Origin of the sequence: Collinsella sp. AF16-8 (assembly GCF_003462695.1) — a bacterium.
Classification (GTDB): domain Bacteria; phylum Actinomycetota; class Coriobacteriia; order Coriobacteriales; family Coriobacteriaceae; genus Collinsella.
This window is the reverse complement of sequence record NZ_QRXX01000008.1, coordinates 1-20305: the sequence shown is the minus strand read 5'-3', so window position 1 is coordinate 20305 and position 20305 is coordinate 1. Positions and strand designations below refer to the sequence as shown.

The window sequence follows — 20305 nt, the reverse complement described above, 5'->3', positions numbered from 1 at the left end:
AATCTACACCGTCCTGATGCGCGGGTTGATGAGCAGGTAGAGCATGTCAACCACGATGTTGATGATGATGAAGGCAAGAGCAACGACGATAACGACGCCCTGAACCAGGTTCGCCTCGTTGCCCTGAACGCCCTGCAGAATCGCGGTGCCCATGCCGGGGAGGTTGAAGATAACCTCGATGACGACGGCGCCGCCCATGAGGTAACCGATCTTAAGACCGAGGGTGGTGACCGGGGTGATCAGCGCATTGCGAAGGACGTTGATACCGACGACGACCTTCTCGGGAACGCCGGCACCGCGAGCCATACGGACATAGTCCTTGTCGAGCTCCTCGACCATGGCGGTACGCACGATACGAGTCATCTGGCCCGTCAGCGGAAATGCCAAGGCGATGGCGGGCATAATCATGCGGCCCAGATAACCAGCCGGATTCGTGGTGAAGTGAGGCAGAGCACCCGATGCCGGGAGCACCTTAAGGTAGGAAGAGAACAGCAGGATCAACAGAACGGCAAGCCAGAACGACGGGGTTGCCAAGCCGGCGATGGAAAAGACGCGGATCACTTGGTCCGGCCATTTGTCGCGATACAGTGCCGCGATGACGCCGAGCAAAAACGAAACGACCGCACCGATGGCAAGGCCGATGAAGGTCAGCTGCATCGTGACGGGCAGGGCCGTGGAGATGCGCTTGGCAACGGAGTTGCGAGCAGCACCATAGGTGCCCATGTCGCCATGGATCAAATCGCCCATATAGCGCACGTAGCGCACGGGCCAGGGGTCGTCCAGACCATACTTCTCATGGTACTCGGCAACCGCCTCGGGCGAGGCACCGTCACCCAACGCCGTGTAGGCGGGGTCGGTCTTGGAGAACGACATAAGGAAGAACACCAGGACGGTGACGCCCAATGCCATGATCGGCAGCGCCACAAGACGCCTTCCAATCAAACGTAGCAAGTTGTTCACGTTCTCTCCCCTTTCTTTTGTCGGTAGGACCAACTGGTATATGAGTACGGATACTCATTACAAGACCCGAGCGACATCGAGGTCGCCCGGGTCTTTGTTTCAACTATGAGGATACGGTCCCAACGACCGACATCCTGCATACAGACTCAAGCGAGTCTTACGCCTTGACGGTCGCAACGCCCCTGAAGGACATGCTCGTCGTGCCGATGCCCTTGAAGCCATCGAGGGCCTCGCCGTTGGGCGCAGTGGACGGATCGTCCCAGGAAGCGGAGACGGTCTTGACGTGGACAACGGGGTACAGAACGGCGTTGTCGGCAATGATGTCGAAGCACTCGTTCCACTTCTTCTGCTGCTCGTCGCCCTCGGCGGCAAGAGCCTCGTCCATGAGACTGTGGAGCTTCTGCCACTCAGCGGACTCCTTCCACGGGCAACGGGTCTGCATCCAGACGTTGTCGCCGTACCACCAGTTGAGCAGCAGGTCGGGGTCGGCGCCGAAGCAGGAAGGATCGCCAGGGGCAAGGAGGATATCGTAGGCCTCGCCGCCGTCGATGGCAGCGTAGGTGGCCGGCGAGGTATCGGTCTGGATGGTCACATCGAAGCCGAGAGCGTCGAGGTCGTTCTTGACCTGGGCGGCCATGCCCTTAATCTGCTCGTTGTCGGTGGTGCGCAGGGTGATGGCACCCGGGGTGATGCCAGACTCCTCGATGAGCTTCTTAGCCTTCTTGGCGTCGGTCTTGTACACCGTGGAAGCCTCATGATAGTTGGTGAAGCTCTTGGGCAGGTAGCAGCTGGCAGCGGTGGCAAGGCCGGCGAAGGTGTTGCTGACCATCTTCTCGGTGTCGAGCGCATACATGACAGCCTGACGGACCTTGACGTTGTTCCAAGGCTCCTTGGCGACGTTGAACATGATGAAGCGGGTGCCGAAACCCTGAACGTTATCGATCTTGCAGCCGGCGCTCTCGAGCTGGTCGACGGCGTCAGCGGTAACGAGCTCCATAACGAGCGTGGAGCCCTCCTGCTGAGCGGTAACGCGAGCGGTGGGGTCGGTCAGGATGCTGTACTGGATCTTCTTATCCTCGGCAGCATACTCACCGTTGTACTCGGGGTTGGGAACCAGGGTGATCTCGGTATCGGAGATAGAGTCGTACATCCAGGGGCCGGAGCCGATCGGCTGCTTGGCGCGATCCTCCTCGGTCTGGGTGGCCGGGGTAACGCGGACGATGGCCAGACGATCCTTGAGCAGGGAGAAGTTGGGGACCTTGGTCTTGACCGTCACGGTGCTGGCGTCCTTGGCCTCGATGGACTCGAAGGGCTGGAAGAACGGAGCATAGGTAGCGGAAGCGGCGCAAGCGGTGTAGGAGGCAACGACATCGTCAGCGGTGACCTCGGTGCCATCGGAGAACTTGGCGCCCTTGCGGATGGTGACCTCGAAAGTGGTGTCGTCCACAGACTTGGGATCGTCGGTGGCGAGCTCGTTGAAGGTGCTGTAGTCGTGGTAATCGATGCCGTAGAGGCCCTCGACGACGTGCCAGTTAGCACCCAGGCCCACAGCGGAGCCGGTGCTGGCGGGATCGAAGCTGGACGGAGCGTAAGCGGAACCAGCGGTGATCACGCCGCCGCCACGGTTGGCGGAATCGGTGGAACCGGAAGCGGAACCCTCGTCGCTAGAGCTGCCACCGCAGCCGGTGAGACCAAGCCCTGCGACAGCAGCGACGCTGCCGGTGAGGCCGAGGAACGAACGCCTGGACATACCCTTGTTGATGATGGCCATGTCTTCTCCTATCAATAGAGAATCTTACCCGGGAGCGCCTAGACGTGCCCCCGCGCAACTTGCGGACGATATATACCTTACCTACCGACGAACCCAACTGAGGTGCCGCGCTCGGCGACCGATACATACATACGCTTGAACGGTATTTGCTACCGTTCACCGAATTCATTGACAAACGATTCGCCAGACAGTATGTATCGACGAGGTGAGATATCAGTCTTCGTCAACCCGCAGGATAGCAGGGTTGTTCACCATGGCTAGTCAAACGTTTTAGCGTTAATTAAACCCGAAATCGGCTGGTAATCGCCGTGAAATAAATGATTGAAAATCACGCAATCATGTATATCAGTTGTTTAGAGGCGTGTTTAGTTTTCGGATTGCTTTGCCGCCGCCTCGGCGCGCTCGGCATTCCATGCAACGAGCGCCTCGTGAACCGCTTTGGCGACATCGGCAGGAATGCCTCGAACTTCCGCGATCTCTTGCTCGCTCGCCGCGCGCAAACGCTTCATCGAGCCAAAATGGCGCATAAGGGCACGTTTTCTGGTGGGTCCCACGCCTGGAACGTCATCGAGTACCGAAACCGTCATGGCTTTATCGCGCAATTCGCGATGGAACGTGATGGCAAAACGGTGCGATTCATCGCGCACCTGTTTAATTAGATAGAGCGACGCGGACCCGGTCGGCAGCACGACGGGAGTCTCGTCCCAAGGCACGAAAACCTCCTCATCGGCCTTTGCCAAGCCACAAACTGGTATATCGAGCCCAAGAGCCTCAAGTTGCTTGATCGCAGCGGTCAATTGCGGCTTACCGCCATCGACAACGAGCAAATCGGGGCGCGAGCCAAAGCGCTCGTCGGCCATGCGCTCGGGAGCATAACGTCGTCCCAAAACCTCGGACATCGACACGAAGTCGTTTGCCTCGTCCAATTCGGCCTGAATTTTAAAACGACGATACTGACTCTTGTCGGCGCGCCCGTTGGTAAACACCACCATCGAGGCGACCGTAAAGGTGCCATGAAGTGTAGAGATATCGAAGCACTCGATACGCAACGGCGGCGATGGCAGCGCCAACGCACTTTCGAGCTCCAGGAGCGCTTGATTGGTGCGGTCGTCAGCGTACCCCGTTCGCATCATGTAGCGCATGAGGGCATGGCGCGCATTTTTGGATGCCATATCGAGCAGACGGTGCTTTTCGCCACGCTGCGGCCTATGGAGATGGCAGGAACGCTCACGCTTGCCCGCAAGCCACTCCCCCAGCGCTTCCGCATCCTCAAGATCGACGGAAAGGTTGACCTCAGCTGGAATATCAGCCGTCTCGTCGTAATAGCGCTTAAGAAAGCCCGACTGGAGCTCTTCCTCGTCAACATCAAGACCCTTGTCGAGAATGAACTCGCAGGTGCGAACTGTTCGGCCCTCGCGAACGACGAAGACGCAAGCGGCGGAGATGGTCTCCTCGCGATAGAAACCGATGACATCTATATCGACACTGGAGGGAAAAACGACTTGCTGACGATCGTCCAGACCCCTGATGACCTCCAAACGACGTTTGACGCGTGCCGCGCGCTCAAAGTCGAGCGCCTCAGCGGCATCCGTCATCTCGGAGGTCAGCTCATCGACGACATCCTTGCGATGGCCCGACAAAAAGCGCTCGACACGCTTGACGTTCTTGGCATAGTCTGCCGGGGAAATCACGCCGACACACGCACCCGGGCCGCGCCCGACATGGTAGTCAAAGCAGGGGCGCCCGTTTTGCGCGCAAATCATATTGACGATGTCTTCCTCGCCCTTGTGGGACTCGACGATACGGCGACAACGACGCCACTCCGCACAGGATGCGGAGCAGATGGGGATAACCTTGCGCAGCGTATCTATCGTCTCACGTGCCGCGCGGCTATCGGTATAAGGTCCAAAATAGCGCGTTCCCGGCTTATGACGCTCACGCGTGTATTTGATAGCGGGATACAGGTCGCCCTTTGTAATGGCGATAAAGGGGTAGCTCTTGTCATCCTTGAGGTCGACGTTAAAGTACGGATGGTACTGACCAATCAAATTGCGCTCGAGCACCAACGCCTCGTGCTCGGTCTCCACCACGATATAGTCAAAGCTCGCCACCAGCTGCATCATCAGCGGGATCTTCTGGCGCTCGTCCTGCAGCGTCACGTACTGACGCATACGGGCGCGCAGGTTTTTCGCCTTGCCCACGTAGATGACATCGCCCTTGGCGTCTTTCCAAAGGTAGCAGCCGGGCTGCGTGGGAACGCGCGAAACCTGCTCGGCAAGCGTTGGAATGTTGTCGTGACCGGCCACGCGCACCTACTTGCGACGAATCAGCGCCGAGACCTCGGGCATCTTAAGGACGACGGCAAGGCCAAAGGTAACAGCAAGCGAGACGACACCCGCAACGCAAACGTAGCCAAGAGTAATCAGAATCGAGCCGCCAAGTGCCCCGACAAAGTGCTCAAGCGCCCACATGACGCCGGCGCCTGCGGCAGCACCCAGGCCACCGAGCAAAAGGCCAAAGAAACCGCCATGCAGGATAGATTTAACCTGAAGACCACGCAGACGACGACGCAGCCACCACAGCGAGCAACCGACCAAGATCACGTAGTCGACGACATACGAAAGCGCGATTGCCGGCATACCGAAGCCCAGCACAACGCCAAACAGCAGAACCGAGCCGGCCTGGCCGATGGCGGAATACAGGCAATAGCGGCTATAGGGCTTCATGTCGAGCAAGGCAGAGAAGCTCTTCTGCATCAGCACGACCACGCCGTAGAGCGGCAGCGAGAACGCCAGGTAGACAAGGAACTCGGACACCAGCGCCACGCCGGACTCATCGAACTTGCCAGCGCAGTAGATCATGTTGAGCGGACGCGCGAAGACAATCAGGTACAGCGCGAACGGAACCAGGAAGAACAGCATCTGGGCGACGCCACGCGAAATGCCCGTGCGAACGCTGTCGTAATCCTTCTCCTGTGCGTCGTGAGAGAGCTCGGTATAGAGCGCCGTCGAAAGCGAGGCGGCAATCAGCGCGTAGGGCAGCGTGTACCACAGGCGCGCATAGGCGATGACGGAAGGACCGGTCTCGGGCTGGACCACCAGCGCGGCAGCGTTCGTGATAGAAGTCGAGACAAACATGCACACCGTAGCGAGCAGCGTCGGGATACCGAGCGCAATCGTCTGGCGCAGTGCGGGGTCCTTAAAGTCGATATGGATATGGGGATGCACGCCGTGCTTGCCAAGCGCGGGGATCTGACAAGCCATCTGAACAAAGACACCGAGGGTCGTACCGGCCGCAATCAAGATGATGCCGGCACGTTCGCCAAACTGTGCGGACACGGGCGCAAAGCCCATAAAGCTCGCAATGACGATCACATTGTTGAGGACCGGGGCAAACGTCGACCAGAAGTAGTCGCGGTGTGCGTTGAGAACGCCCGAGAACACCGAGCCCAAACCATAAAACAGAATCTGGATGGCGAAGAAACGGAACATGAACGCAGCGGTATCCATGCTGCCGCCGTCACCCGAAAGGAACGATTGCGTCCAAATAAAGCCCGGAGCGAACACGGTCCCCAGCAACGAAATGCCACCCAGCACCAATAGCAGAATACCGAGCAGGTTGCCCACGTACTCGTTCGAGGCCTCGCGACCCTGCTCACGCCTCACGCCCATGTACACGGGCAAAAACGCCGTCACGAGCATGCCGCCCATCACGAGTTCGTAGAGCATATTGGGCAGGTTGTTGGCGACCTGATAGGAGGACGAGAGCAGCGACATGCCGATAGCGGCCGCCATTGCCCATGTGCGGATAAAGCCGGTGACGCGAGACACGATGGTCAGGATGGTCATAAGCCCGGCGGAACGACCAACCGTGGAGTAGTCCGACGAGCCCATATCATCAGTGCCATCTCGCGACGAAGAAGCTTCGGATGAGGGTGTCTGAGGCGCAGATTCTTTTGCAAAATGAGCTCCGCACTTCAATTCTTCCTGCGGCATCGCTCAGTCCTCTCTCGTAATCGGGGCGACCGTCGCCCCGCAAAATGCAATTAAATCATCGGGTGCAAGCTCAAGCTGATAACCACGCTTGCCTCCCGAAATAAAAATGGTATCCCAAAGGACACATGTCTCATCAATGAGCGTCCGGTAGCGTTTTTTCATACCGACCGGACTGCAGCCGCCGCGAACGTAGCCAGTCGCCGCAAGCAAATCCTTCACATGCATCATGGCCAAGGACTTCTCCCCCGCGGCACGCGCGGCGGACTTTAGATCGAGCTCGTCGGCAACAGGGATGCAGCACACGACATGGTCGTTGGACGGCGTCACGCAGACCAAGGTCTTAAATCCTTGTCCGGGCTCCTCGCCAAGCTGCTCCGAAATCGCGACCCCCAGGCCCGCCGACTCATCACCATCGTCTTCGTACGTATGTAGAACATAGGAAATGCCGGCGCTTTCCAGCTCGCGCATCGCATTGGTTTTTGGCGTCTTTACAGCCTTTGCCATGGCATATCCTTTCCCTCGCATTCGGACGCAAAGATTAAGTATATGTCCAATTCGGCTGCATACGTCACTTCGACACAGCAAGCGCCATCGAATCACAAGGAGTCGATGGCGCCCATAAACTGAATCGCCTATTTATTGAGCATCAAGTTGAGCCTGACGCTCCCGGTCACGCCTGAGCAACGGCGCCAAAAACTTGCCCGTATAACTTTGCGGACAGTCCGCAACCTGCTCCGGTGTGCCCGAAACCACGACGGTTCCGCCGCCGTTACCGCCCTCGGGGCCCATATCGATCAGGCGGTCGGCAACCTTGATGACATCAAGGTTGTGTTCAATCACCAGCACCGTGTTGCCCGCATCGACCAAGCGCTGCAGCACATCGAGCAGCTGGCGGACGTCCTCAAAATGAAGGCCGGTCGTCGGCTCATCCAAAATATAGAACGTCTTGCCCGTCTGGCGTCGATGAAGCTCCTTGGCGAGCTTCACACGCTGCGCCTCGCCGCCCGAGAGCGTCGTGGCGGGCTGGCCCAGGCTCACGTAGCCCAAGCCTACATCGTACAGCGTCTGGAGCTTGCGCTTAATCTGCGGGATATTCCCAAAGAAGGCCAGTGCCTCGGTGACGCTCATGTCGAGCACGTCCGAGATGGTCTTACCACGGTAGGTGACCTCAAGCGTCTCGCGGTTATAGCGTTTGCCGCCGCAGACCTCACAGGGGACATAGATATCGGGAAGGAAGTGCATCTCGATCTTAATTTGTCCGTCGCCCTTGCATGCTTCGCAGCGACCGCCGCTCACGTTAAAGGAGAAACGTCCCGGCGAGTAGCCACGCGCCTTCGACTCCGGCGTACTCGCAAACAGCGCGCGAAGATCATCCCACAGGCCAATGTACGTAGCAGGGTTGGAACGCGGCGTGCGACCAATCGGCGACTGGTCGATATCGATAACCTTATCGATACACTCGATGCCCTCGATTTTCTTATACGGACCCACAGGGCGCGTCGAACGGTGAATGGCATTCGTAAGGGCAGGTGCGATGGTGTCGGTAACCAGGGAGCTCTTACCCGATCCCGACACGCCGGTAACGACCGTAAGCGTACCAAACTCGATCTTGGCGGTAACGTTTTTGAGGTTGTTGGCACGGGCGCCCGTGATCTTAAGGCAGCCGCGACCGGGCTTGCGGCGTTCATCGGGAACCCGAATCATTCGCTTGCCGGTCAGGTAGGCACCCGTCATCGAATCGGGGCACGCCATGATATCGGCAGGCGTTCCCGCGGCGACCACGTGTCCGCCGTTCACGCCCGCACCGGGGCCCATGTCGATCACATAGTCGGCAGCACGAATCGTATCCTCATCATGCTCGACGACGATGACGGTATTGCCGATATCGCGTAGGCGCTCAAGCGTCTTGATCAGGCGCTCGTTATCGCGCTGATGGAGGCCGATCGACGGCTCGTCCAAAATGTACAGCACACCCATGAGGCCGGCGCCGATCTGCGTTGCCAGGCGAATGCGCTGGGCCTCGCCTCCGGAAAGCGTCGCCGAGGCACGGTCGAGGGTCAGATAGTCGAGTCCGACATCGACCAGAAAGCGCAGGCGCTCCAGGATTTCCTTAACGATGCGCCCGCCGATAAATTGTTGGCGCTCGGTAAGCTCCAAGCCCTCAAAAAACTCGAGCGACTCGCGGCACGATAGGCAACAGACCTCGTAAATGGACTTACCGCCTACGGTAACAGCGAGCATTTCGGGGCGCAAACGAGCGCCGTGGCAGCTCGAGCACGGCTCCTCGCGGATGTACTTCTCCAAGCGCGCCTTGGTGTTCTCATTCGTCGTCTCGGTATAGCGCTCGTACAGGATATTGCGCACGCCCGAGAACTTGGTGTCCCACTGGCTGCGGCGCCCATCGAGCTTTTGATAGTCGACCGAAATCTTCTGGTCGCCCATGCCGTCTAAAAACGCGCGACGCACCCGCGGAGGCAGATCCTCCCACGGCGTATCGACGCTCACCTTAAAGTGTTTGCAGACCGCAGCGAAAATCTGCGGATAGTAGTTAGAGTTGCCAAACAGGCTGCCAAAGACCCCGTCGGCGATCGACTTCGAGGGGTCTTCGATTAGGGCCTCGGCATCGACCGTCTTCTTAAAGCCCAGGCCATCGCACTCTGGGCACGCGCCATAGGGCGCGTTGAACGAGAAATCACGCGGCTGCAGGTCATCGATGGAGTGCCCATGCTCCGGGCACGCTAACGCCAGCGAATACTCCAGCAACTCGCCTTCGGTCCCCTCGGGAGCGTCGCGGTCGGGCAGCAAGTATACGTTCACATTGCCGTGCGCCAGCGCGGTCGCCTGCTCAACAGACTCGGCGATACGGCCCAGAGAGTTCTCACGGATCACGATGCGGTCGACCACGACCTCGATATCGTGCTTGAACTTCTTGTCCAGATCGATCTGATCGTCGAGCGAGCGCACTTCACCGTCGACACGCACGCGGCTAAAGCCCTCGGCGCGAAGATCCTCAAACAGTTTGGTGTACTCGCCTTTTCGCCCGCGCACCACCGGTGCCAGCACAAACGCGCGGCGGCCCTCCCCCGCCGTCAAGACCTTGTCGGCAACCTGGTCGGTCGTCTGGCGCTCAATGACACGGCCGCATTCGGGACAGTGCGGGGTGCCCACACGGGCGAACAGCAGGCGCAGATAGTCATAAATCTCGGTTACGGTGCCAACCGTCGAGCGAGGGTTTTTAGACGTCGTCTTTTGGTCGATCGACACCGCCGGCGAAAGGCCGTCGATTGAATCCAAGTCGGGTTTGTCCATCTGTCCCAAGAACTGGCGCGCATAGCTCGAAAGACTCTCGACGTATCGACGCTGGCCCTCGGCATAGATAGTGTCAAATGCCAGCGAACTCTTGCCCGAGCCAGAAAGACCGGTAATGACCACGAGTTGGTCACGCGGAATGGAAACATCGATATCACGGAGGTTGTGCTCACGGGCGCCGCGAATAACGATAGAAGAATCAGACATGGAAGCTCCTTGCCTCCTATTGCATCGAATCATACTGCCGATGAGTTTAGCGCACTCGACGCGCACAGATGTTCGTAATACAAGATTCGCAGACCTTTAGCTTTGCGTATCGGGCGCTTTGTTTCTCGAAATGCCGTGGAAAGGTTACAGTAATCTAATACTGAACTTAATTTGTTGTACCAGAGGAACGTCCATGACCGAAGATATCCCCCTTGAAATCACTTCGAGCGACATGGCCAATCTGCCCATATTCATCGCCGTCCTTATCGTGGCCGCCGTCGTCGTGCGCGTGTATTTTTCAATCAAACGCAACGAAAAGCCACCCATTGCCCGCGTCTTTTGGTGCGCGACGCTCCTCATCCCGCTCGGCGTGGTAGCTGCATGGGTTACGAATCAATTGCTCGTAAATGAGGGCAGCTCCCTATGGGTCCTTTCTTATTCGGCGCTCGGTGCTGCCGCCGTCATGCTTCTTGTCGAGCCCTTGGTTTCGGGACTTATCGACCAAACCGACCTTGCGACGGGAACGGTTGCCTGTATTTGCCGTGACATCCTTGTCATCGCCGCTGTTTCAGCGCTCTCGTTCGTTTCACTCGAAATTGCCTGCAACGAAACGTTCTATCGCATTCCCGCCAACTCATTCGGGTTTTCCGTCGGGCTGCTCGCGACGGTTCTGCTCTCCCTTTATTTGCTGGGACAGCGTCATGGAGGCGTCATGGCTCTCGTGCCCGTCGTCTGCTGCATCCTTGGCATTGCCGAGCACTTCGTCATAACGTTTAAAGGCGAAGCCATCCTGCCAAGCGATATCTTGGCCCTTGGCACCGCAATGGAAGTGAGCGAGGGATACGAGTTTACCTTTACCGCCGGAATCGTAACCTCTCTCGCCCTGCTGGAGATTTCCCTGGGGCTTCTTTCGCTCATCCGACCGCGAAAGCTCCGTACGCCCACCCATGTCTTCCCCGCTATCGCCACTAACCTCTGTGCTTTTCTGCTAGTGACCGTTGTGGGGCTCTCAGGCTTTTCCAACATCGACTTGGAGCAGGCGCTGGATTTTGGATTTGACCGTTGGCAGCCCATCACCACGTATGCGTCTCAGGGTTTTATCACTTCGTTCACCGAAATGGTCAACGAGTTGCCCATTGAGAAGCCCGAAGACTATACGCCCGATGAGGCGCAGAGCATCGAGCAGGAGCTCGCCGCCGCCTACGACAGCACATATGGCTCGAGCGAGCAGCGCGCGGCGGCCGTTGCCCAGTTCAATGAAATCAAGCCGACGATTGTTGCCGTCATGAATGAGAGTTTTAGCGACCTTTCGTGCTTTGAGCAGCTCCAGGCGGCCGGGTACACCGGCCCCGCATTCTACAACTCGCTTCCCGACACACTTGTTCGCGGCACCATGCTCGCTTCGGTCGCCGGTGGCGGAACGGCGAACTCCGAATTCGAATTTTTGACCGGAGCGACAACGGCCTTTGTCGGATTAGGCAAGATCCCCTATCAGCTGTATCAGATGAATGGCGTAAACAGCCTGGCAAAGGACCTTAAAGAGCTTGGGTATACCACTACCGCTATGCACCCGCAAAACCCCGTCAACTACCATCGAGATAAAATCTATCAGCAGCTGAGCTTTGGAGACTTTCTTTCAATCGGCGATTTCGAAGGTGCGCCCTATTACCATGCCGGCGTATGCGACTACGCCACCTACGACAAGATACTCGACCTGCTTAGAACCGACGAAGCGCCGCAGTTCATCTTTGACGTCACGATGCAAAATCACGGCGGCTACGACTATGGCACCGTTCCCGCCGAAGAGCTGACAAACTATTGGGTCGAGGGAGCCAGCGAAGGCGCCAACAGCGCGCTCAACACCTATCTCACCTGCATCAACGCATCCGACCGGGACCTCGAGTACTTTATCAACGAGCTCCGCAACATCGGCAGACCGGTTGTTCTTGTCTTTTTTGGCGACCATCAGCCGAGCGCCGCAACGACTCTCAACGACGAGCTGTACCCTCAGGAAGATACGGCAAGCCACGCTTTCCGTATCTATCAGTCGACATATCTCGTCTGGGCTAACTATGAGATCGCCGGCAATACCGAGCTCAACGTCTACGACACCGTCGGGGCAAACGAGATTGCAGCCATTACCCTTAATAAGATCGGCGCCCCGCTCACCAATTACCAAAAGGCCCTGCTTGCGACAAGGTCAGATGTGCCCACCATCAATGTCGCCGGCTATCTCGGTGCCGACGGGCTGCGCTACGACTTGGAATCGGAAGACAGCCCCTACGCCTCGACGATCGACAAGCTGCAGCGCATGCAATACCTCGAGTTCGCCAGCAAAGTTCAGTAAGCCCGCCCATTCGCTTGGGCCCATCGTATTGCAAGCACGCTCGGCCCAAACGCATCGCAAATGACTCCCGCTCGCAAACGAGGGTACAATGACGCTCGTGTCACATCGCGGGGCCCCGGCCCCAGCATATACAAAGGAGTCATACATGGGTTGCGAACACGCACAGGCCGCCGGCGGACAAACGTCGCCGTCGCAATTTGAGGAGAACACGCTGTCCGAGGTCAAGCGCGTCATCGCCGTGCTTTCCGGCAAGGGCGGTGTCGGCAAGTCATTTGTCACCGGTGCCATCGCCACCGAGCTTGCCCGTCACGGCCACAAGGTCGGCGTCCTCGATGCCGACATCACCGGTCCCTCTATCCCCAAGATGTTCGGTATGAGTGGACGCCACGTCCATGCCCTTGGCAACCTTATGCTGCCCGAAATCTCCGAGCACGGCGTCAAGGTCATGAGCTCCAACCTGCTGCTCCAAAACGAGACCGACCCCGTCCTTTGGCGCGGTCCGGTCATCGCAGGCGCCATTAGGCAGTTCTGGAGCGAGACCTCGTGGGGCCCCATCGACTACCTACTGGTCGACATGCCTCCGGGAACAGGCGACGTCGCGCTCACCGTCTTCCAGTCGCTGCCGGTCGACGGCATCGTCATTGTCACGAGCCCGCAGGATCTGGTCTCGATGATCGTCGCCAAGGCGGTCAACATGGCCGAGAAGATGAACGTCCCCATTCTGGGCATTGTCGAGAACATGAGCTATATTGAGTGCCCCGACTGCGGCAAGAAGATCGAGGTCTTTGGCAAGAGCAAGCTCCCCGAGGTCGCAGAGCGCTATAACCTCGACATCTTGGGCCAGCTTCCCATTAATCCGGCACTCGCCGAGGCCTGCGATAAGGGCGAGGTCGAGACCGCGCTGCCCGATGGCATGTTGCCCAAGGCAGTCTCTGCCGTCGAGGCTATTACCCCGCACGAGACCGACGAGGCCTAAGTGAACGCGAGCGCCCTCTATGACGTCTTGGTAATCGGCGGCGGGGCTTCAGGCCTCGCCGCCGCCATTACGGCCGCACGCGCTGGCAAAAGCGTCTGCATCGTTGAGCGCGATGTCGCCTGCGGCCTCAAGCTCCTTGCGACCGGTAACGGCCGTTGCAACCTCTCCAACGAATCGATTGATCCTCAGCGGTATAACCACCCCGCATTCGTCGAATCCGTCATGGGCCCCCAGCCCGAACAAGAGCTTATGGGTTTCTTCTCCTCGCTGGGCATCATGACAACCTCCGAGGAAGGCCGGCTGTACCCGCGCTCCCTTCGCGCCGAATCGGTGCGCGACGCGCTTCTCAACGTTTGTGATCGTCTGGGCGTCACCTTAATCTGCGGAGCCAACGTTGCCACGGCGCACAAAGCTTCCGAAGGCTGGGCACTCCAAATAGACCGTCCAGCGCGGGCGCTCAAGGCAAAAAAGCACGACGACCGAAAATCGGAGCTCCGCTCGCTTCGGAAGGCGCTCGCCGATGTCCCTCGCAAGAACGAGGCCCTGCAGGCACATGCCGTAATTATCGCTACGGGCGGCAACCCCACCGGTATCGCCGATACGTTTCGCCTTCCCCTCACTTCGCTGCGCCCCATCCTCTGCCCCGTATCGGCAACGGTCGTTGGCGATCGAGCGGCACTCAAGACGTTGGATGGCCTGCGCGTCCGCGCCTGCTTGACGCTCGCCCGCAATCATAATGAGCTCTGGCACGAAGACGGTGAAGTGCTGTTTCGAACCTTCGGTATCTCGGGTGTCGCTGTCTTCAACCTCTCTCGTCGTATCCAGCACGGCGATACGATCCTGCTCGACGTTTTCCCCGACCTCTCCAAAGACGAGTTGCTCGATATGCTCAACCGGCGCGTTGAACTGCTCGGCCGCTTTTCACCCCGCGATCCCCGTTGGCTCGACGGCATGCTCGCCCCGCAACTCTCCCGCGTCGTCTGCACATCGTTCGAGCAGTGCCATCCAGGCTCCAACGATGTCATCCATCTGGTCTCGATCCTCAAGCACTTTAAGCTGTTTGCCGAGGGGACGACCGATGAGCGCTCGGCGCAGGTCACGCGTGGTGGCGTATCTGTCGAGAGCATCTCAACACCCAGTCTACGCGCGCGCAGCGTTGTCGACGCCCCGCTTTACGTCTGCGGCGAAGCGCTCGACATCGACGCCGATTGCGGAGGCTTTAACCTTGCGTGGGCCTGGCTCTCGGGCATTCGCGCTGCAAGCAGCCTGTAGCCGCGCAGTCTATAATCAAAAACACATTCGGGCCGTCTGGGATACCGGACGGCCTCTTTCTTGCCTCTAAGGAGACCTCGATGATCGAAATCACCCAAGTCAACGCGTCGCTCGATGAAGCCGGCGATGAAAATGCCTGTCTCATTGTTGGCAAGCGAGTCGCCAAGCGCGTCCTACGTTGCAAGGACTCCGAGATCAAGTCCATCGAGCTCCACCGCAAGTCAATCGACGCTCGCAAAAAACGAGACGTCCATTTTATCCTGAGCTTTCGTGTTGAGCTGACTAGTCCCCACCTCGAGCGAGAAGCGGTCGACAGCGTTGCCGAGCGTGACCGCTCGCGCGTACGCGCGATAGAAGACGATGAGCCTTCATTCCCCTCCCCCGCCTCCGACGCGCCTCAAGAACGCCCTGTCGTTGTCGGCGCCGGATGCGCCGGCCTTTTCGCTGCGTTTACGCTCGCCGAAGCAGGTCTTAAGCCCTTGCTCATCGAGCGCGGCGACCCGGCATTTCGCCGCTCGCAGGCGATCGACCTCTTTCTAAAGGAGCGCATCCTCGACCCCGAGAGCAATATCCAGTTTGGCCTGGGCGGCGCGGGAACCTTCTCGGACGGCAAACTCAATACGGGAACCAAAAATCCCGCCCATCGCCTTATCCTCGAAACCTTCGTCGAGGCGGGCGCGCCCCGCGATATTCTGTGGGATGCCAAGCCGCACATTGGCTCCGACATCCTTCCCACGGTCGTCACCGCTATATCCCAGCGCATCGAGCAGCTCGGAGGTGTCGTCCGCTATCGAACGAAGCTCGTCGACATTCGCATCGACGCGTCTGGCGCCATCACCGGTATTGATGTCCAATCGTCCCAAGACGCCGCTTGCGAGCCAATCGAGACAAAGCACCTCATCCTCGCCTGCGGGCATTCTGCTCGCGATATTTTTGAGCTCCTTAAGGGCCACAACGTGGCCCTCGCACAAAAGACCTTTGCCATGGGCGTTCGCATCGAGCATCCGCAGCGCGACATCGACCGAGTCCAATACGGAGCCTCGGCGGGACATCCTGCCCTCGGAGCAGCCCCTTACAAGCTCGTCGCCCATCTTCCCAACGGCCGCAGCGTGTTCTCGTTTTGCATGTGCCCCGGCGGGCAGGTTGTCGCCGCCTCTTCCGAGCAGGGCCGCCTGTGCGTCAACGGCGCCAGTCTCAATGCCCGCGACGGACGCAATGCAAATGCCGCCCTACTCGTTAACGTCACGCCTGAGGACCTTCCTAACGATGACCCGCTCGCCGGCGTCGAGCTCCAGCGTGCCTGCGAGGCGGCCGCCTATCGCCTGGGCGGTTCCAACTGGAACGCACCGGCACAACTCGTCGGAGATTTCCTCGCAGGACGCGCCAGCAAGGCGCCCGGAAAGGTAAAGCCCACCTATCCGCTCGGTGTGACCTGGACGGCAATTGACGAAGCCCTGCCGCAGCATATCGTCGAGTCGCTCCGCCTGGGACTTCCCCTACTCGGAAAAAAGCTACGCGGCTACGACCGCCCCGATGCCATTCTTACCGGCGTGGAGACTCGTTCGAGCTCACCGGTCACTGTCACCCGAGACCGAACGTGCCATGCCGTGTCGACCCCGGGCCTCTACCCTTGTGGTGAGGGAGCTGGATATGCCGGCGGCATCATGAGCGCAGCCACCGACGGCATCCGTTGTGCCGAAGCCCTGATCGCAGACCTCTAACGCACGAATTCCAGCGCGCAAAAGACATAGGCCCCGAGCTCCACAGGGAACTCGGGACCTGTTTGCTATTTCTTAAACCGTGCACCCTGGCGTTTTCTGCCCGATGCGAACGTGGAACCCTTGCGGGCCTGCGAACGTAAGCGCTCGATCGTCTCGTCCTCAGACGCACCCTCGAGCATCGCCCGAATCTGAACGACGGCATCGCGCAGGCGCGCCGCCTCCTCAAAGTCCATGGCGGCAGAAGCGTTACGCATATCCTCTTCCATGGTTTCGACGATCCGCACAAGCTCGTCATGCGGCAGTTCTTCCAACTGTTCCGCAAGTGTCTGCTCGGGCGCCACCGTTTCCGGCACACCGCCCTCGCTCGGCTCATCGGGCGTATAGAATGCGCCATGGCCAAGAGAGTCGCCCTTCGAGCGTCCCTTGGAGCCCACAGTTTTTTCGGCCTCGGCAATAAAACTTGAGATGTCGTTGATGGCCTTGCGCACTGTCTTGGGCACAATGCCATGTTCTTCGTTATATGCCATCTGAATCTCGCGACGGCGCTGCGTCTCCTCGATGGCCTCTTTCATCGAATCGGTCACAACGTCTGCATACATGATGACTTCGCCATCGGCGTTACGGGCCGCACGGCCAATCGTCTGAATCAGCGAACGGCGGTTGCGCAAGAAGCCTTCCTTATCGGCATCGAGAATTGCCACCAGTGAGACCTCGGGAAGATCCAAGCCCTCGCGAAGCAGGTTGATGCCAACGAGAACATCGATCTTGCCCTCGCGCAGCGTTCGCAAGATCTCGACACGGTCCATTGTCGCCGTATCAGAGTGCATGTAATTGACCTTAATGCCCGCGTCGAGCAGATGGTCGGTCAGGTCCTCGGCCATGCGCTTGGTCAACGTGGTCACCAGCACGCGCTCCTTGCGGGCAACGCGCTCGCGAATCTCGTCCTCAAGATCGTCAATCTGGCCTCGGACCGGACGAACGTCGATCTTGGGATCGAGCAGACCGGTCGGACGAATAATCTGCTCAACGTCGTTCTGGCTAACCCGCAGCTCATAGTCGCCCGGCGTGGCCGAAACATAGATAAACTGGGGGATCCTTGCCTCAAACTCATCGAAACGAAGCGGGCGGTTATCGAGCGCCGAGGGCAGGCGAAAACCGTGTTCCACCAGCGTCACCTTACGCGAGCGGTCACCTTCGTGCATGCCGCGAATCTGCGGCACTGTCACATGGCTCTCATCGATGATGCAGAGCATATCCTTGGGAAAGTAATCGATCAGGGTAAACGGCGGCTCGCCCGGCTTGCGACCGTCCAGATGACGCGAGTAGTTCTCGATGCCGTTGCAAAAGCCCATCGTCTCGAGCATCTCAAGATCATAATCGGTGCGCTGCTGCAGACGCTGCGCCTCGAGCAACTTGTCGGTCGCCTTGAGCTCCGCCACGCGCTTCTCGCACTCTTCGCTGATCGATTTCAGAGCCGCCTTGACCTTCGGCTTCTCGGTCACGTAGTGCGATGCCGGCCATACGGGGATGGCCTCGTACTCACGCAGCATCTCACCGGTGACCTCATCGATCTCGGCAATCAGCTCGACCTCGTCGCCAAAGAACTCAAACCGCAACGGATGCTCGGCATAAGGCGGATACACGTCGACAACATCGCCGCGCACGCGGAACGTGCCGCGTGCCAGGTCATAGTCATTGCGATCATATTGAATGTCGATAAGTGCATGGATAAAGTCATCGCGCTCGAGCGGCACCTTCTTGTCGACGTTCGGGGCTAGGCCCGCATAGTCCTCAGGAGAGCCAATGCCATAGATACACGAGACCGATGCGACGACGATCACATCTCGTCGAGAGAGCAGTGATGCGGTCGCCTGATGGCGCAGCATCTCGACCTCTTCGTTAATCGATGAGTCTTTCTCGATATATGTATCACTTTGCGGCACATACGCCTCGGGCTGATAGTAGTCGTAGTACGAGACGAAGTAGACCACAGCGTTATTGGGAAAGAACTCTTTGAGCTCGCTCGCAAGCTGAGCGGCGAGCGTTTTATTGGGAGCCATGACCAGCGTCGGCTTCCCCAGGGCCTCAATAGTCTTAGCCATCGTGAAGGTCTTGCCCGAACCAGTCACGCCCAGCAAAACCTGATAGCGATCTCCGTCCCTCACACCCTGCACAAGCGACTCAATGGCCTTAGGCTGAGAACCTGCAGGCTCATAGGGAGAAACGACTTCAAACGGCACCTCAGCGCCCTCAACGCCAAAGCGCTTAAGTTCACCACCAACGCGTTCTACTTCAAATTCCGCCATGGATACTCCTAACTCATACATCTGCAGTATACGCAGGAGGTGGGCTTAGTCCTATACGAACCGATCGGGATAGAGCGTCTTATAGCGAACCCAGGCATTATTGACGCGAATCAGATAAGCCTGCGTCTCGGGGAAGGTAATCGCATTGTGAAGCGAGGTGCTCTGCTGCGCCCAACCATCCACATTGCCCATGCCGGCGTTATATGCGGCAATAGCGCTATCCGTCGACCCGTTGAAATACGTTAAGAGATACGAGAGGTACGCGCAGCCAAACTCGATATTCGTAGCAGGATCGTTAAGGTTGTCGGCCGAATACCCCCCACCGTCGACAAGACCCTTGGCGATCATATCCTGGGCAGACTCGGGCATCAGCTGCATCAATCCCTGAGCACCCTGATTCGACTCAGCCTCGGGATCCCAATTCGATTCCGACTTAATGACAGCGCACACCAGATACGGATCCAGATTATGCGAAATGCTCGATTGCTTTACATACGCCTCGTAGTCAATGGGATACAGCGGCTTAAAGAAAGCCGCAGGAGCACACGAGTAAACGAATGAGATAAGGCCGAAGGCAAAAACGGCAGCCAGCGGTATAAGGCGATACCACGCAAAGAAACGTGTCTTAGGCATCGGCATCCTCCTTATTCGCAGTGTCTATAAACCCATGGCATGCAAGCCATGAGTCAAGCTGCTCAAAGAGCGAATTATCGCCTGCGGCATTATCAATCACCGTTGTAGCGAGATTGCACAGCGCAGACTCATCGGGCTGGCAAGCAGAACGGGCATCGAAATCAGATGGCTCCATGCCACGCTGAATAGCACGCTCGCGACGAACTGACAAAGGGGCGCTGATGACCAGAATTTCATCAGCCAAGCCAAATGCATCCTCAAAACCAGTCGGAGCAGAAACCTCGACAACCGCAAAGGGATAACGGGGAGATGAAACCGTACAACAAACCGGATCGAGAATCCTCAGTGACAGCTGCTCAATGAGAACGGGGTGCACAAGGTCATTGAGCCGTGCGACCGAATCAGGAGAAGCGAAAGCTCGAGAAGCGAGGATGCTGCGGCGAATGCCGCCCTCCTCATCCAAAATATCCCAGCCAAATTCTTCCGCGAGGGCATTGACGATATCGGAGCCTGGCACATACAGCGATTTGGCAAGCTCGTCCAGATCGATAAGCATGGCGCCATGAGATTCGAGATAGCGGCAGGCAGTCGACTTACCCGAAGCAATATTGCCCAAGACAAAAACGGTAAACATCAAGTCCTCCCTAACGCCAATGGGAGTTATTATCGCGCAAATACAAAAGAAGGACTCAAAATACAGCCAAACAGTAAGACAAGCTAAAAGAAGGCGAGTTCTTGTATTACAGCTCTTTATAAAACGCAAAAAAGGGGGAGGCCGCGAGGCCTCCCCCTTCTTCAAGTCATCAGA

Annotated in this window: 13 protein-coding genes; 4 read left to right on the top strand and 9 right to left on the bottom strand. The window is 58.2% G+C overall.

Annotated features, from left to right (window positions below; translation table 11 throughout):
* Positions 1–3: 3 nt before the first annotated feature.
* The 6 genes from DWW73_RS07730 to uvrA form a co-directional block, all read right to left on the bottom strand.
* A complete protein-coding gene (locus DWW73_RS07730; RefSeq protein ID WP_055251823.1) occupies positions 4–960 on the bottom strand; it encodes an ABC transporter permease in 957 nt (318 codons plus the stop codon).
* A 157-nt stretch (positions 961–1117) separates the two neighbouring features.
* Complete coding sequence (locus tag DWW73_RS07725; protein ID WP_117647497.1) at positions 1118–2731, bottom strand: ABC transporter substrate-binding protein; 1614 nt, start codon at positions 2729–2731, stop codon at positions 1118–1120.
* Between the two features lie 365 nt (positions 2732–3096).
* Positions 3097–5037 (bottom strand): excinuclease ABC subunit UvrC, encoded by a 1941-nt coding sequence (gene uvrC, locus DWW73_RS07720; RefSeq protein WP_369832597.1) that lies wholly within the window; start codon positions 5035–5037, stop codon positions 3097–3099.
* A gap of 6 nt (positions 5038–5043) precedes the next feature.
* Complete coding sequence (murJ, locus tag DWW73_RS07715) at positions 5044–6624, bottom strand: murein biosynthesis integral membrane protein MurJ (RefSeq protein WP_117655647.1); 1581 nt, start codon at positions 6622–6624, stop codon at positions 5044–5046.
* A 105-nt stretch (positions 6625–6729) separates the two neighbouring features.
* A complete protein-coding gene (gene ybaK, locus DWW73_RS07710) occupies positions 6730–7230 on the bottom strand; it encodes a Cys-tRNA(Pro) deacylase (protein WP_089573609.1) in 501 nt (166 codons plus the stop codon).
* Between the two features lie 132 nt (positions 7231–7362).
* Positions 7363–10242, bottom strand: coding sequence for an excinuclease ABC subunit UvrA (uvrA, locus tag DWW73_RS07705; RefSeq protein ID WP_117779240.1), 2880 nt, complete (start codon positions 10240–10242; stop codon positions 7363–7365).
* 193 nt (positions 10243–10435) lie between these two features.
* Here uvrA and DWW73_RS07700 point away from each other — a divergent pair, with 193 nt between their 5' ends.
* The 4 genes from DWW73_RS07700 to DWW73_RS07685 all read left to right on the top strand — a co-directional run bounded on the left by DWW73_RS07700 (position 10436) and on the right by DWW73_RS07685 (position 16558).
* Positions 10436–12589 carry an LTA synthase family protein gene (locus tag DWW73_RS07700; protein ID WP_158563803.1) on the top strand — a complete coding sequence of 718 codons (2154 nt, stop codon included), beginning with the start codon at positions 10436–10438 and terminating at the stop codon, positions 12587–12589.
* Between the two features lie 145 nt (positions 12590–12734).
* Positions 12735–13565, top strand: coding sequence for an Mrp/NBP35 family ATP-binding protein (locus DWW73_RS07695; RefSeq protein WP_022094864.1), 831 nt, complete (start codon positions 12735–12737; stop codon positions 13563–13565).
* Complete coding sequence (locus DWW73_RS07690; protein WP_117779238.1) at positions 13566–14837, top strand: NAD(P)/FAD-dependent oxidoreductase; 1272 nt, start codon at positions 13566–13568, stop codon at positions 14835–14837. It begins immediately after the preceding gene.
* A gap of 80 nt (positions 14838–14917) precedes the next feature.
* Complete coding sequence (locus DWW73_RS07685; RefSeq protein WP_117779237.1) at positions 14918–16558, top strand: NAD(P)/FAD-dependent oxidoreductase; 1641 nt, start codon at positions 14918–14920, stop codon at positions 16556–16558.
* A gap of 65 nt (positions 16559–16623) precedes the next feature.
* Here the strand turns inward: DWW73_RS07685 and uvrB are convergent, their stop codons facing one another.
* From uvrB to coaE, 3 genes are read right to left on the bottom strand one after another with little or no spacing between them, the layout of a single operon-like run.
* Entirely contained in the window at positions 16624–18864 is a 2241-nt protein-coding gene (gene uvrB / locus DWW73_RS07680) for an excinuclease ABC subunit UvrB (RefSeq protein WP_117779236.1), read from the bottom strand.
* Between the two features lie 51 nt (positions 18865–18915).
* Positions 18916–19497 (bottom strand): lytic transglycosylase domain-containing protein, encoded by a 582-nt coding sequence (locus tag DWW73_RS07675; protein ID WP_117779235.1) that lies wholly within the window; start codon positions 19495–19497, stop codon positions 18916–18918.
* On the bottom strand, positions 19490–20131 hold the full coding sequence (gene coaE, locus DWW73_RS07670) for a dephospho-CoA kinase (protein WP_117638014.1): 642 nt from the start codon (positions 20129–20131) through the stop codon (positions 19490–19492). The genes DWW73_RS07675 and coaE overlap by 8 nt, the downstream gene beginning before the upstream one ends.
* Positions 20132–20305: the final 174 nt, after the last annotated feature.

What these genes read in the sequence shown, in the direction of transcription:
- DWW73_RS07700 (WP_158563803.1), top strand. Translation starts at nt 10,436, where the DNA reads ATGACCGAAGATATCCCCCTTGAAATCACTTCGAGCGACATGGCCAAT.
- DWW73_RS07695 (WP_022094864.1), top strand. Translation starts at nt 12,735, where the DNA reads ATGGGTTGCGAACACGCACAGGCCGCCGGCGGACAAACGTCGCCGTCG.
- coaE (WP_117638014.1), bottom strand. Translation starts at nt 20,131, where the DNA reads ATGTTTACCGTTTTTGTCTTGGGCAATATTGCTTCGGGTAAGTCGACT.
- ybaK (WP_089573609.1), bottom strand. Translation starts at nt 7,230, where the DNA reads ATGGCAAAGGCTGTAAAGACGCCAAAAACCAATGCGATGCGCGAGCTG.
- uvrB (WP_117779236.1), bottom strand. Translation starts at nt 18,864, where the DNA reads ATGGCGGAATTTGAAGTAGAACGCGTTGGTGGTGAACTTAAGCGCTTT.
- DWW73_RS07685 (WP_117779237.1), top strand. Translation starts at nt 14,918, where the DNA reads ATGATCGAAATCACCCAAGTCAACGCGTCGCTCGATGAAGCCGGCGAT.
- uvrA (WP_117779240.1), bottom strand. Translation starts at nt 10,242, where the DNA reads ATGTCTGATTCTTCTATCGTTATTCGCGGCGCCCGTGAGCACAACCTC.
- DWW73_RS07675 (WP_117779235.1), bottom strand. Translation starts at nt 19,497, where the DNA reads ATGCCTAAGACACGTTTCTTTGCGTGGTATCGCCTTATACCGCTGGCT.
- murJ (WP_117655647.1), bottom strand. Translation starts at nt 6,624, where the DNA reads ATGGGCTCGTCGGACTACTCCACGGTTGGTCGTTCCGCCGGGCTTATG.
- DWW73_RS07725 (WP_117647497.1), bottom strand. Translation starts at nt 2,731, where the DNA reads ATGGCCATCATCAACAAGGGTATGTCCAGGCGTTCGTTCCTCGGCCTC.